We start from the raw sequence: 14,467 nt of genomic DNA on the forward strand, positions 1-14,467 counted from the left end.
TTCCACTCATGGAGTGACCATTTTTTACAAGATTGTCACTTTTGCATGAACGACAGAGATAAACAATTTTTTCTTCAATCATTAAATTTCTTAAAATAATTAATCATTGGTAATTTTACCACTACCCGTCAAATTATCTGGCACTTCATTTTGCCGCTGGCGATAAATAACCGATGCGCTGGCAGCTACATCTTCTATACTGGTGGAGTTGCTATGGACGGTCGGTTGTACCGTTTGACTGGTGGCACCCGCCTGACCCACACGGGCGCGTAGGGCTTCGCTGGCAATGGAACTGGCCCATTGGGCTGCTCGTACGATGGAGGTCATGGCGCTCTCTCAGAAGTAGGGATAGTGGTTTTATCGGTTTTTCATTGTCTTACTGAAAGGCGGTAGCACGTAACGCTATGTGACTTGCGTAACTGGCATAGCCAACGCAACCCAATCCCGCCGCTGCTACCATGTTTGAAAAATCCGCCGCTGGCGGGCTATTTCAAGCATGAGGGCATGGTTTTTATTTCCGCAAAATAAATAAAATCATTATTAATATTACGAATTTTTGATGGGCCTTAATCTTTCGTAGTCATATTGACCTTTGCGCTCAAGCTGAAAAAACCAATTTCCGGTTGCATCATTATTTTTGTACTTTGAATCCAAGGCTTGTCCAATGTCAATGGTTTGCTGGAAATTTTCCGCATTCAGCTTAAACCTTCCAAGGCCATAGTTGCTCTCTGCTTTAGCAAAACCCATCAAGCCAGAGGCAAAATTGTTGGCCAATTCTTTAAATCCTGGTATTTCATTCAAAAGTTGTGTTAGCTTGATTTTTTTCTCACCACTAACACCCGTAGCAATCAAATCACCCTTGGAATCAACACTGAAACCAAAATCTTGTGTTACTAAATCTGGGGATGATTTTTTGAGCGATTGTTTAAATTCTTGATATATTCCATCCATTGCATTCATAGCACTAGAGAACACTTCTCCGTAGCTTTTCATTTTTTCCGGATCGTGACCCCAACCCGGAATTGTCCAAACTTCTAAATGCCCATAGGTATTGTCTGCGGGCACTTCATTTTGCCGCTGGCGATAAATAACCGATGCGCTGGCAGCTACATCTTCTATACTGGTCGAGCTGCTATGGACGGTCGGTTGTACCGATTGACTGGTGGCACCCGCCTGACCCACACGGGCGCGTAGGGCTTCGCTGGCAATGGAACTGGCCCATTGGGCTGCTCGAACGATGGAGGTCATGGAGGTCTTTTAGAAGCAGGGATAGTGGTTTTATCGGTCTTTCATTGTCTTACTGAAGGGCGGTAGCACGTAACGCTATGTGACTTGCGTAACTGGCATAGCCAACGCAACCCAATCCCGCCGCTGCTACCATGTTTGAAAAGTTCGCCGCTGGCGGGCTACTTCAAACATGAGGGCATGGTTGTGATTTCCACAAAATTTCTGCTGGCGGCCTGCCTGCTGTGTACCGCCTTGGGCGCACAGGCGCTGCAAATCACCAGTTTATCGCCCCAAGGCGAAGTAGCGCGCGTGCGCCAAGTGGTGGCCAAGTTCGATGCGGCAGCGGTGCGCTTTGGCGACCCACAAGCCCCGGCACCGCTAGAAGTGCGTTGCAGCGATGCCCAAGCCAGCCAAGGCAGCGGACGCTGGACGAGCGAACGCGAATGGGTGTTTGATTTTGCCCAAGACTTGCCGCCCGGCCTGCGCTGCACGGTGCAGGCCAAGCCGGGCTTTCAGTCCCCCAGCGGCAGCCCCTTGAGCGGCAACAGCAGCTACCAATTCAACACCGGCGGGCCGTTTGTGCAGCAAGTTTGGCCCTCCAGCTGGGAGCCGATTGACGAAGAACAGTTTTTCATTCTGCAACTGAATGGCCCGGCCACCCCGGCCAGCGTACAAACCAACGTCTGGTGTACGGCGGAAGGCTTGGGCGAGCGCATCCCGGTACGCCTGATAGACGGCCCAGAGCGCCAAAGCCTGCTGGATGCCCACGGCTTGCGCGCCGATGCGGCCTCCGTAGTCACGCTGGCCTGCAACCGCCGCCTTACGTCATCGGCCAAGGTGCAATTGGTCTGGGGCCAAGGGGTCAGTACCCCGAGTGGGATTGCCAATCGGGTAGAGAAACGCTTTGGCTTTACCGTGCGCGCACCGTTTCAAGCCGAATTCCATTGCGAGCGCGAAAACGCCCAAGCCGCTTGCTTGCCGATTCGGCCCATGACGCTGTCGTTCAATGCGCCCGTAGCGGCCAAACTGGCGGCAGCGATTCGACTCAAATCCAAAGAGGAAAGCCTAGCACCCCAAGCCAGCGAAGACGAGCTGGTCGAGCAAATCACGTTTGCGCCGCCGCTGGCCGAAGAAACCCGCTTCGCCATCGAGTTGCCCCAGCATTTTGTCGATGCCGCTGGGCGTTCCTTGGTCAATGCGGCCAGCTTTCCGCTGCAAGTGGCCACCGCTGGTCGCCCACCGCTGGCCAAGTTTGCCGCCGCGCCGTTTGGTATTGTGGAGCGCTTTGCCGAAGGCCAGAACGGCCCGGCCTTGTTGCCCGTCACCTTGCGTAATGTAGAGGCCCACTTGCGCGTGCAAGGTTTACAGACGGGTGCCGCCCCGCAAGGCAAAGTCAGCACGCTGCAACCGGGCAGTGATGCCGACATCATCCACTGGTACCGCAAAGTGCAGCATTACGACCGCTTTTTGGTTGAGCGCAGCCAAGCACGCCAAGATGTCAAAGGTGCCTTGCCCAAAGTCATCAACCCCGATGACCAAGCCTATGTGCAATCGCGCATGCTGTCTTTGTTGGCCGGGCAAACCGGGGTAAAAACCTTGGACTTGCCCAAACCCGCCAACCACGACCCGCGTCCGTTTGAGGTGGTGGGTATTCCGCTCACACCGGGCTTTCATGTGGTGGAGATTGCCTCGCCGCGCTTGGGAGCTTCTTTGCTAGACGAGCGCCACGGAGCCAACCGCACCATGATGGTACGCACTTCGGCGCTGGTGACCAATTTGGCGGTGCATTTCAAACTGGGGCGCGAAAACGCCTTGGCCTGGGTGACGACGCTGGACAAAGGCAAGCCCGTCGCCAATGCCAAGGTGCAGGTGTCTGACTGCCACGGCAAGTTACTGGCCAGCGCCAGCACCGATGCCCAAGGACGCGCCAGTTTCGAGCAGCTCCAGCCCGAAGCCCCCGGTTGCTACAACGACTATGGCGATGCCTCGGGCTATTTTGTCAGTGCGCGTAGCCAAGGGGCCGATGGGGTGCAAGACATGGCTTTTACCTGGAGCGAATGGCAACGCGGCATCGAGCCGTGGCGCTTTGACCTGCCCACCAGCCAAAGCCCCCAGCTCGATGAGCGCGCGCACACCATTTTTGACCGCACCCTGCTGCGTGCTGGTGAAACGGTGTCGATGAAGCACCTGATTCGCACCGAAACCAGCAAGGGCTTTGGCCTGCCCAGCCAGTTACCCGACACCTTGCTGATTACGCACAGTGGCAGCGGCCAACAGTTCCAGCAGCCACTGGCTTGGCGCAAAACCGCCACTGGGGGCCGCAGCGCCCAGAGCAGCTTTGCCATTCCACCGGCAGCCAAATTGGGCTTGTACTACGTCGAGCTACGCAACAGCCAAGTTGGCGAGCAAAGTTTTAACTCGGGCGAGTTTCGGGTAGAAGAGTTCCGCCTGCCCGTGTTCGAGGGCCGTATTGCCCCAGCAGAGAAAAAACCACTGGTCAATGTGCGCTCGGTGCCCACCGAAGTGCAAATCAACTATGTGGCGGGCGGCGGTGCGGCCAACTTGCCGGTGCGGGTTTCGGCACAGGTGCGGCGCAAAAACTTAGAGTTTGCCGATTACGAAGGTTTTAGCTTTCGCGCACCACGCCAGCGCCCAGCCGGCCACAGCAACAACGAGCCAGAAGACAGCGCCAGCCCAGACAGCCGCATCGTGGCCGATAAGCTGCCCCTCACGCTCAACCGCCAAGGTGCAGGCAGCATCACCTTAGAGAATCTGCCACGCGCAGCCCAAGCGCAAGATTTGCTGCTCGAAGCCAGCTATGCCGACCCCAATGGCGAAGTGCAAACCCTGCGCAACCACAGCACCCTTTGGCCTGCGGCAGTGGTGGCCGGTATCAAAACCGAAGGTTGGGTATCGGCACGGCAAAAAGCCCAGTTTCAAGTCTTGGCGCTGAGCCCAGAAGGCAAGCCTTTGGCCGATGTACCGCTGCAAGTGCAAGCGATGGCCCGCATCACCACCACCAGCCGCAAGCGCATGGTGGGTGGCTTTTACAGCTACGACAACCAAACCAGCACCAAAGATTTGGGTACCGTTTGCACCGGTAAAAGCGATACCCGTGGCTTGCTGCTGTGCCAAACCCAATTGGCCGAAGCGGGAGAAATTGAACTGATTGCCACGGCCCGCGATAAAGATGGCAACACCTTTGATGCTGCTGCTTCCATGTGGGTAACGCGCCAAGGCGAGCTGTGGTTTGGTGGCGAAAACCATGACCGCATTGACCTGCTGCCAGAAAAGAAAAGCTACCAAGCGGGCGAGACGGCACGCTTTCAGGTGCGAATGCCGTTTCGCTTTGCTACCGCCTTGGTGAGCGTAGAGCGCGAAGGTATTTTGCACACCCAAGTGGTCGAACTCAACGGCCAAGACCCCACGGTGAGCCTCAAAATTGCAGAAAACTGGGGGCCAAACGTCTATGTGAGCGTGCTGGCGCTGCGTGGCCGCCTGCGCGAAGTGCCGTGGTACAGCTTTTTTAGCTGGGGCTACAAAGCCCCGCGCGAGTGGTGGACCGCCTTCTGGTACGAGGGGCGTGAATACGTCGCCCCCACTGCCTTGGTCGATTTGAGCAAACCAGCCTTTCGTTTGGGGGTAGCCGAAATCAAAGTAGGTACCAAGGCACACCAACTGGATGTCAAAGTGAGCGCCGACAAAGACAGCTACCCCGTGCGTGGCAAGGCGCAAATTACCATCAGCGCCAAACTACCCAACGGCCAGCCCGCCGCCCATGCCGAGGTAGCACTGGCCGCCGTGGACCAAGCCCTGCTAGAACTGATGCCCAACCAAAGCTGGAACCTGCTCGATGCCATGCTGCAACGGCGCAGTTGGGGCGTAGCCACTTCCACCGCGCACATGGAAATCATTGGCCGTCGCCACTATGGGCGCAAAGCCGTGCCTGCGGGGGGCGGTGGGGGCCGCAACCCCACGCGCGAGTTGCTCGATACCCTGCTGCTTTGGAACCCCGCGCTGCAACTCGATGCCAAGGGCCAAGCCAAAATCACCGTGCCGCTCAACGATGCCCTGACCAGTTTCAAGATTGTGGCGGTGGCCGATGTGGCTACGGGCTTGTTTGGTACCGGTAGCACCAGCATCCGGGCAACGCAAGATTTGCAAATCATCAGCGGCCTGCCGCCCTTGGTGCGCGAGGACGACCAGTTCCGCGCCCAAATCACCCTACGCAACACCACCAAAGCGGCCATGCTGGTAGAAGTGACCCCGCGCGCCACCCTGATAGACCTGAAGCCCCAAACGCTAGAGATTCCAGCTGGACAAGCCCGCGAAGTGGCTTGGGAAGTCAAAGCCCCGGCCCCCTTGGGCCAAACGCGCCTGCAATCCTTGCTGTGGGAGATAGAAGCCAAAGACCGCCACAGCGGCGCCCGCGATGCCCTCAAAATCCAGCAGCGCATCGTGCCTGCCGTGCCCTTGTCGGTACAGCAAGCTACCTTGGTACAAGTCGATGGCAGTTACAGCTTGCCCGCCAGCCCACCCGCGCAAGCCTTGCCCGGACGCGGTGGCCTCAAGCTGGCGCTGCAACCCAAGCTGGCCGAGGGTCTGCCGGGCGTGCGCGATTGGTGGGCCAACTACCCCTTTGCCTGCTTAGAGCAAAAAACCAGTAAAGCCATTGGCCTGCGTGATGCCAAACTCTGGCAAACCGTGGTCGCCCAGCTGCCCACCTATCTCGATGGCGATGGCTTGGCCAACTACTTTCCGCCCCACAGCAGCGAGGCCAACCACGGCAGCGATACCCTGAGCGCCTACCTGCTGGCGGCCAGCCACGAGGCAGCACGCATCAACCCAGCCTTTGCCCTGCCCGACGAGGCGCGCGCCCCGCTAGAGCGCGGCCTAATGGCCTTTGTTGAAGGTCGGATTGAACGCAGCTTCTGGAGTCCACGCAAAGACTTGGACATGCGTAAACTGGCCGCGATAGAGGCGCTGTCGCGCTATGGCAAGGCCACGCCCAAGATGCTGACCAGCATCACCATCGCCCCGAACCAGTGGCCCACCCATGCCGTGATTGATTGGATTAACGTACTGCAACGTCTGCAAACCGTGCCCGAGCGCGAAACACGCTTGCAAGAAGCCATGCAAATTCTGCGTGGCCGCCTGAGCTACCAAGGCACCAAGCTGCTGTTCAGCACCGAGCAAGACGACTACTGGTGGTGGCTGATGCAAAGCGGCGATACCAACACCGCACGCTTGTTGCTCACGGTGATGGACGAACCCAGCTGGAAAGACGACATGGGCCGTTTGGCCAATGGCTTCATCCAACGCCAGCAGAATGGCGCTTGGCACACCACCACCGCCAACCTGTGGGGCGGCTTGGCGTTGGAGCGCTTCTCGCAAAAAATGGAGGCCACGCCGGTAGCAGGTACCACCCGCGCCACGCTGGGCAGCCAAAGCGCGCAAGTCGATTGGGCCAAGGTAGAACGCATCCAGCCCACCGATGCCAACGGTGCAGCGCACCAAAGCGTTTGGTTTGGTGCCCCCGCAGCGCCGGGCATGTTGCGCGGCAACGGCATGTTCCTACCCTGGGCCAAACCCGAGGATAAAGCCGCGCTGGCCGTTACCCACCAAGGCAGTGGCAAACCGTGGCTCACGGTGCAATCCGTGGCCGCACTGCAACGCAAAGCGCCGTTTGCAGCGGGTTACAGCCTGCAAAAAACCATCACCCCGCTAGAGCAAGCCAACCCGCACTTGCCCGCTGGTGAATACAGCCGGGGTGATATTTTGCGCGTGCGCCTCGAAGTGACAGCCAGCGCCGATATGACGTGGGTCGCCATCACCGACCCCATCCCCGGCGGGGCCACCATTTTGGGCAGCGGCTTGGGGCGCGACTCCGAACTAGCCACGCAAGACGAAAAGCGCAGCGGCTCCGGCTGGCCCGCCTTTGAGGAGCGCAGCTTTGAGGCTTTCCGCAGCTACTACCAATACCTGCCCAAAGGCTCCATGAAAATGGAATACACCATCCGCCTGAACAATGTCGGTGACTTTGCCCTGCCCCCTAGCCGCGTAGAGGCCCTGTATGCCCCCGAGATGTTCGGCGAAGCCCCCAATGCGCGTGTGCGCGTACTACCCGCTGCTGGGGGCTAAAAACTGCTGCTACAATGGCAGCTTCGGCACACAGGAGAGGTGGCAGAGTGGTCGAATGTACCTGACTCGAAATCAGGCGTAGGGGCGACCCTACCGAGGGTTCGAATCCCTCCCTCTCCGCCAATACATTGCAAAAAGCCCGCTAACTATTGCTAGTTAGCGGGCTTTTTCCTTCAGCGCAGAACCATCAGCCCAAACGCGCCTGGTGGCGTGCAATCTGCAAACGCACCTGTGCTGGTGCCGTACCGCCCAAGGTATTGCGTGCATTGAGCGAGCCGCGCAGGCTCAACACTTCATAGACATCCTTCTCAATCGAGGGGTGAAAGTCTTGCAGCACCGTCAGGGGTAGCTCAGACAAATCACAAGCATGGCTGGTGGCTGCCTTCACGGCATGGGCTACGGTTTCATGGGCATCGCGGAACGGCAAACCCTTCTTCACCAGATAATCAGCCAAATCGGTGGCGGTGGCATAACCCTTTTTGGCCGCCTCTTCCATTGCTTGGGCGTTCACGCTAATGCCACCTTCTTTTTGGCCGGTAGCGGGGTTGACTTGGCCGCCCACCATCTCGGCAAAAATACGCAGGGTGTCTTTGAGCGTATCCACCGTGTCAAACAGAGGCTCTTTGTCTTCTTGGTTGTCTTTGTTGTAGGCCAATGGTTGGCCCTTCATCAGCGTAATCAAGCCCATCAGGTGGCCCACCACACGACCGGTTTTGCCACGGGCCAGCTCGGGCACATCGGGGTTTTTCTTCTGCGGCATGATGGAGCTGCCGGTGGTGAAGCGGTCGGCAATTTTGATGAAACCAAAGTTTTGGCTCATCCAGATGATGAGTTCTTCGGACAAACGACTCACATGCACCATGCACAGGCTGGCGGCTGCCGTGAACTCGATGGCAAAGTCGCGGTCACTCACGGCATCCAGGCTGTTTTGGCACACGCCCTCCATGCCCAAACTGCGCGCGACGCGCTCGCGGTCTAGTGGGTAGGTGGTGCCTGCCAAGGCAGCACTGCCCAAGGGCAATACGTTCACCCGGCGGCGCACATCGGCCATGCGCTCGGCATCGCGGGCAAACATCTCTACATAGGCCAGCAGGTGGTGGGCAAAACTAACCGGTTGGGCCACTTGCAAATGGGTAAAGCCCGGCAAAATCACCTCCACGTTGTTGGCAGCTACCTCTACCAAGGCTGTTTGCAGTTCGGTCAGTAGGCCGCCAATCAAGTCTATCTCGCTGCGTAGCCACAGGCGCACATCGGTGGCCACTTGGTCATTGCGGCTGCGGCCGGTGTGCAAGCGCTTGCCCGCATCGCCCACCAGCTGCGTCAGGCGGGCTTCAATGTTCAGGTGGACATCTTCTAAGTCCAGTTTCCATTCAAACGCACCCGACTCAATTTCTTGCGTAATCTGCGCCATGCCGCGTTGGATGGCCGCGTGGTCTTCTTGGCTGATGATGCCTTGCGCGGCCAGCATCTCGGCATGGGCCAAGCTGCCCGCAATATCGGCTTGCCACAGGCGTTTGTCAAAGAATACGCTAGAGGTATAGCGCTTGACTAAATCACTCATCGGCTCAGAAAACAAGGCCGACCAAGCCTGTGCTTTGGTATCGAGTTGGTTGTGGGAGGGCGGCGTGGCGTGGCTGGTAGGCATGGGAGGCAATAATCCGGTGAAACAGACACCCGGAACACCCGGATGCCGTAATGCAGAAGCCGCAAATTCTATCTAGCCCACCACGTCCTGCGCCCAAACCGCGCGAAACCACACCCCCCGCGCCGGTAGTGTTTGACGCTTGCCATGCCGGTGTGGTGCTGCGCGCGGTATTGTTTGTCGAAACCGTACTCGGGGTGGGTGCCGCCTTTGGCAGCCATCACTGGGCCGCATGGCTACTGCAACTGGCCCTGCTCACTGGTGCCGCCTTACCAGCTACCTTGGCATGGTTGCTGATTGCTTGCAGCCTCAAGCGCTGGTTGCAGCGGCTGGGCTTGCCCGGCCAGTGGGCCGCTGGCGTGCTGTTGGGGGCCTTGGCCGGTTGGTTTGCCTGTGCCATGTTGCACTGGATGGAGATAGCCCCCCAGCCCGCGCCGTGGTTGGCCAGTGCCGCCAGCGGTGCCCTGCTGGCCGCTGCACTGGTGGCTGCCTTGGTGCTACGCGCCCAAGCGCGCACCCCCGCCGCCACCACCGCGCGCCTGACCGAGCTACAAGCGCGCATCCGGCCCCATTTTTTGTTCAACACCCTCAACAGCGCCATTGCCTTGGTGCGCGACGAACCCGCCAAAGCCGAAGCCCTGTTAGAAGACCTGAGCGACCTGTTCCGCAGCGCCCTGACCGAGCAAGGCGAGGCCGTCACGCTGGAGGAAGAAATCACCCTGGCCCAACGCTACATCGCGATTGAACAAGTGCGCTTTGGCCCACGCCTGCAAGTGCAATGGCAACTCGACCCCCAAGCAGGCAGCGCTTTGCTGCCGCCCTTGCTGCTGCAACCCTTGGTAGAAAATGCCGTCAAACACGGCGTAGAGCCTTGCCCCCAAGGCGGCCAAGTGCGCGTGCGTACCAAACGGCGCGGCAGTTGGGTGCGCGTGCGTATCAGCAACACCCTGCCGCTGCCAGACCCCTCGGGCCACGCGCCGCCCCCCAGCACCCTAGGCCACGGCATCGCCTTGGCCAATGTACGCGCGCGCCTGTTGTTGCTGCACGACGTGCAATGCAGCTTTAGCGCTGGCATCCACGGCCCCACGTACCAAGTGTGCATTACCCTGCCCGCCAACGGATAAGCATAAGGATAAGAGCATGAACATCCTGATTGTTGATGACGAAGCACTGGCGCGCAGCCGCCTGCAAACCCTGCTGGCCGACCTAGGCGGCCACCAATGCGCCAGCGCTGCCACGGCGGCAGAGGCTTTGGCGCTGCTGACCCCTGCCCCCGGTAGCAGCAGCCACAGCCCGCCCTTTGAGGTGCTGTTGCTAGACATCCACCTGCCCGGCCAAGACGGCCTGCAACTGGCACGCCAACTGCGCCAGTTAGCCCACGCGCCCGCCGTGGTGTTTGTTACCGCGCACACCGAACACGCCCTCAGCGCCTTTGAGCTAGATGCCGTGGACTACCTGACCAAACCCGTGCGCCGCGAACGCCTGCAACAAGCCTTGGCCAAAGCCGCCCGCGCCCAAGCCACCCCCAGTGCTGCCCCTGCCCCTGTCCCCATCCCAGTAGGCGAAGCGCTACTCATCCAAGACCGGGGCCGCACCGAGCGCGTCCCCCTGGCCGAAGTGCTGTATTGCAAAGCCGAATTAAAATACGTCACCGTGTGCAGCGCCAGCCGCAGCTACATTTTGGATGGCTCTTTAAGCGAGCTAGAAGCCCGCTACCCCCAACACTGGGTACGCATCCACCGCAACGCCTTGGTAGCGCGCCATGCCATTCGGGCGCTAGAAAAACACCGCCACCCCCAAGAGGGCGACATCTGGGCCGTGCGCCTGCACGGCTTGGCGCAATGGCTAAGCGTCTCGCGGCGCCAGCTGGCCGTGGTGCGCGCCGCCTTGCTCCATTGATGCACATTCCATCTTAACGGCGTGCCGGTAACTCCAAAGTCAGGCTGCTGGGGCCATCGGGCGTAGCCCCTAAACGCGCTTGGCGCGGTGCCAAGCTTTGCAATACCAGCTGCTCCGTTACCTGCGCGCCCACCCGAAACGGCTTAGCGGGCTGCTTATCCACCGCAATCAGCGCTGCACCCGCGCCGCTGTGCTGTCCGGCCAACACCCCCAGCAAGGCCAGCTGTGCCGTGGCCGTGCCGCCTACGGGTGCTGGTGCTGCCGTAGTAGCACTGGCCAGTGCGCCCCCACCCAACAGCCGCCCAATGGCCGCACTATCGGGCAAAGCCGGGGCCAGCGTCGCCACCGCAGGCACACTACCGCCCACCGGGGCCGATAAACGCAAACCCCAATAGCCCACGCTGGCCGCCGTGGCCGCCCAAAGCGCCAAAGTGCCTAGGCGCAAACCCCAAGGCTTGTGTGTTGATATCACCATGTGCAGATTATCATCCAGGCCACCGTCAATTACCCCATCCTGAAGGATGGGGCTTGAAGCCGAAAGGATTTAAGCCGGGTTGACCAGGGAAAGCGGTAACCAGCCCGCTACGTTGACAACAGGTCGTTGAGACGCACCAGCAAATGCTTCCTCAGTTTGCTGCTCTGCAAGGTTTTAATCATGCTGGACCAAGGTAAAAGCCCGAAGGTTGAAACCGCAGCTTGTAAAAGCTGGAGCCGGTTGCTGACATTCCCGAGGGGAGCGACATCGCAAGGTGTCCGTCACTAGGCCCGTAAGGGCTGACTGCTGGAAAGACAGCTGATTTTTGGAGAGATACGTGGCAGTTTTTGTGTTGGACCACCAAGGCCGGGCGCTAATGCCCTGCACCGAAAAGCGCGCCCGGCTGCTGCTGGCGCGTGGCCGGGCGCGGGTGCATAGACTCGTGCCGATGGTGATTCGACTCACAGACCGTCAAATAGCTTCTTGTGATTTGCAACCTCTGCGTTTGAAATTGGACCCCGGCAGCAAAACCACCGGCTTGGCTTTGGTGCGCGATGCTGAAATCATCGACCAGCAAACTGGCGAAGTACAAACCGCTGCCGTGGTGCTGAACCTGATGGAGTTAATCCATCGCGGCAGACAAATTTCTGAAGCCTTAACCGCCCGCCGCCAGATGCGCCGTCGGCGCAGGGGACATTTGCGCTACCGCACCCCGCGTTTTTTGAACCGTGGCAACCAAAAAGAAGGTTGGCTGGCACCCTCGCTGCAACATCGCGTGGATACCTGCATGGCGTGGGTGCGACGGATTCAGCGCTGGGCACCTATCAGCGCTATTAGTAGCGAGCTGGTGCGCTTTGATATGCAGGCGCTGCAAAACCCGGAAATTTCAGGGGTTGAATACCAACAGGGCACTTTATTCGGCTACGAACTGCGCGAGTATCTGCTGGAAAAATGGGGCCGCCAATGCGCCTACTGCGATGCCCAAGACGTGCTGTTGCAAATTGAACATATCCACCCTAAAGCCCAAGGCGGCAGCAATCGGGCTTCTAATCTCACGCTGGCTTGCCAGCGCTGCAATCAAAAAAAAGCCGCGCGCAGCATTGAAGATTTCTTAGCCAAAGACCCCAATCGCTTGGCAAAAATACTGGCCGATGCAAAAAAGCCCCTGCGCGATGCTGCGGCAGTCAACGCTACCCGCTGGGCGCTGGCCAATGCCCTCAAAACCACCGGCCTACCGGTAGAACTGGCCTCTGGCGGCCAAACCAAATTTAACCGTTGCACGCTGGGCATCCCGAAAACCCATGCACTCGATGCTGCTTGCGTCGGGAAAATACAAGCCATCGAAAACTGGCAATGTCCCACCTTAACCCTCAAGGCCACAGGCCGAGGCAGTTACCAGCGCACAAGACTGAATAAATTTGGCTTTCCAAGGGGCTACCTCATGCGCCGCAAGCGTGTGCATGGTTTTGGCACCGGCGACATGGTGCGCGCGGAGGTACCTTCGGGCCTCAAGGCTGGCATCCACATCGGTCGTGTGGCAATTCGGGCCAGTGGTTCTTTTAACATCCAAAGCTACCAAGACGGACAACCTGTCGTGGTGCAAGGCATCAGCCACAAACATTGTCGTGTCATTCAGCGCGCTGATGGCTATGGCTATTTTTTCAACCGGGCCAACAACACAAGACGTGAACAGGCAAGGCCCCAAGCCAGGAACGCTGCGCGTTCCGCGCTCTGCCTCCCCGGCATGAATGCCGAGGTTTCACGCGCAAACTGATGACACTGTTTGCCCTTGCCCACCCCGCCCGCCGCCACCTCCAGCGTGGTTTTACCCTGATAGAACTGATGGTGGTGCTGGTCATCATTGGCGTGCTGGCCGCCCTGATTGTGCCCAACGTCTTGGACCGTGCCGATGATGCCCGTGTTACTGCCGCCCGCACCGACGTCAGTAACCTCATGCAGGCCCTCAAACTCTACAAGCTAGACAACCTGCGCTATCCCAGCGCCGAACAAGGCTTGCGCGCCTTGGTTGCCAAACCCAGCACCGCCCCCCAGCCGCCCAATTGGAAGCCCTATCTGGAAAAACTCCCCAATGACCCCTGGGGCCGCCCCTACCAATACCTCAACCCCGGCATCAAAGGCCCCATTGACGTCATGTCCTTGGGCGCCGATGGCCAACCCGGCGGCGAAGGCAACGATACCGACATTGGCAGCTGGCAATAACGCCCCACCTGTGACCGCCGTCACACATCCTAGCGTGGTAAACGCGCTACACTGCAAGCCAAGTTAGCTAAACCGGTGCCGTGCAACTGTGTTGCTTGGCAGCGCTGCATGTGATAATGCTTTGGCAAACTTGGTAGGGTAGGGTTGTGCTGTGCAAGGCAGGCCCTCTTTAGCAACTTGTTTTCATCCGAAACTTCGCAAAAGGAAGACCATGTCTCAAACCATATTTGGCGCCCCTGGTGTCGTCAGCATTCTGAACCGCGCATTCACCAACACTTCGCCCGGCAATTTGGCTTTCCAAAGCCAAATCGCTGCCGCTGGCACTACCCGCGAAAGCCAAGTGCTGTTTGCCGCAGAGTTTGGCAATGGCTTTGCCAGCTTGGTCAATGACTCCGAAGTCCTGACCGACACCATCATCACCAACATGGGCTTGTCTGGTGTAGAAGCCGAGTTTTTGGCCGCCCTGCGTGCCGAAGTCATCGCTCTGTTTGAATCCGTTCCCCCCAGCGTTCGTGGCGTGGTCGTGCTGCTGCTGTCCGAAGTGCTCTCGTCCGTCGAAGGTGCCACAGGCGACTTGGCGCTCATGTCCCCCGTGGCTGCCGCTTGGAACACCGAAGTTGCCAAGTCGTTCCAATACTCCAACGACACCAACAACACCAACCCCGGTGATCCACTGGAAGAACCCGTTGACACCGCTGCCCCCGTGGTAGCTGCCGACCAAGCGTTTGAATACGCCGAAAACCAAGAAGCTGGCGCTGTGGTGGCTACCGTAGCTGCTACCGATGATGTCGCCGTGACTGCCTTTGAAATCGTCTCTGGCAACGATGAAGGCTACTTCGCTATCGACGCCGAAGGCAAAATCA

Annotated in this window: 9 protein-coding genes, 1 tRNA gene and 1 pseudogene; 7 read left to right on the top strand and 4 right to left on the bottom strand. The window is 58.8% G+C overall.

The features are described 5' to 3' along the window. Positions 1–99: 99 nt before the first annotated feature. Both PHX60_RS03510 and PHX60_RS03515 read right to left on the bottom strand, forming a co-directional pair. The gene (locus PHX60_RS03510; protein ID WP_300074795.1) at positions 100–327 is read right to left on the bottom strand and encodes a hypothetical protein; all 228 of its coding nucleotides are present in this window, start codon (positions 325–327) and stop codon (positions 100–102) included. A 219-nt stretch (positions 328–546) separates the two neighbouring features. Next, the gene (locus PHX60_RS03515; protein WP_300074796.1) at positions 547–1,248 is read right to left on the bottom strand and encodes a hypothetical protein; all 702 of its coding nucleotides are present in this window, start codon (positions 1,246–1,248) and stop codon (positions 547–549) included. Positions 1,249–1,425: 177 nt separating this feature from the next. Here PHX60_RS03515 and PHX60_RS03520 point away from each other — a divergent pair, with 177 nt between their 5' ends. Then, positions 1,426–7,368, top strand: coding sequence for an MG2 domain-containing protein (locus tag PHX60_RS03520; RefSeq protein WP_300074799.1), 5,943 nt, complete (start codon positions 1,426–1,428; stop codon positions 7,366–7,368). 33 nt (positions 7,369–7,401) lie between these two features. Next, positions 7,402–7,491 (top strand) — tRNA-Ser (locus PHX60_RS03525). 64 nt (positions 7,492–7,555) lie between these two features. Here the strand turns inward: PHX60_RS03525 and argH are convergent. Next, on the bottom strand, positions 7,556–9,013 hold the full coding sequence (argH, locus tag PHX60_RS03530) for an argininosuccinate lyase (protein WP_300074802.1): 1,458 nt from the start codon (positions 9,011–9,013) through the stop codon (positions 7,556–7,558). Between the two features lie 50 nt (positions 9,014–9,063). Here argH and PHX60_RS03535 point away from each other — a divergent pair, with 50 nt between their 5' ends. Both PHX60_RS03535 and PHX60_RS03540 read left to right on the top strand, forming a co-directional pair. Continuing rightward, positions 9,064–10,134 (top strand): histidine kinase, encoded by a 1,071-nt coding sequence (locus tag PHX60_RS03535; RefSeq protein WP_300074805.1) that lies wholly within the window; start codon positions 9,064–9,066, stop codon positions 10,132–10,134. Positions 10,135–10,150: 16 nt separating this feature from the next. Further along, a complete protein-coding gene (locus PHX60_RS03540; protein WP_300074808.1) occupies positions 10,151–10,909 on the top strand; it encodes a LytTR family DNA-binding domain-containing protein in 759 nt (252 codons plus the stop codon). A gap of 13 nt (positions 10,910–10,922) precedes the next feature. On the opposite strand, the gene PHX60_RS03545 is transcribed toward PHX60_RS03540, so the two are convergent. Beyond that, a complete protein-coding gene (locus PHX60_RS03545; protein ID WP_300074811.1) occupies positions 10,923–11,384 on the bottom strand; it encodes a type II secretion system protein N in 462 nt (153 codons plus the stop codon). 337 nt (positions 11,385–11,721) lie between these two features. Between PHX60_RS03545 and iscB the strand changes: the two genes are divergently transcribed. The 3 genes and pseudogenes from iscB to PHX60_RS03560 form a co-directional block, all read left to right on the top strand. Next, positions 11,722–13,158, top strand: coding sequence for an RNA-guided endonuclease IscB (gene iscB / locus PHX60_RS03550; protein WP_300074814.1), 1,437 nt, complete (start codon positions 11,722–11,724; stop codon positions 13,156–13,158). Beyond that, positions 13,158–13,604 carry a type II secretion system major pseudopilin GspG gene (gene gspG / locus PHX60_RS03555; RefSeq protein ID WP_300074818.1) on the top strand — a complete coding sequence of 149 codons (447 nt, stop codon included), beginning with the start codon at positions 13,158–13,160 and terminating at the stop codon, positions 13,602–13,604. Before iscB ends, gspG begins: the two co-directional genes overlap by 1 nt. Before the next feature lie 211 nt (positions 13,605–13,815). Beyond that, a pseudogene (locus PHX60_RS03560) lies at positions 13,816–14,467 on the top strand (hypothetical protein); the annotation flags it as partial.

This window comes from Giesbergeria sp. (genome assembly GCF_028686475.1).
In the GTDB taxonomy this organism is placed as follows: Bacteria; Pseudomonadota; Gammaproteobacteria; order Burkholderiales; family Burkholderiaceae_C; genus Simplicispira.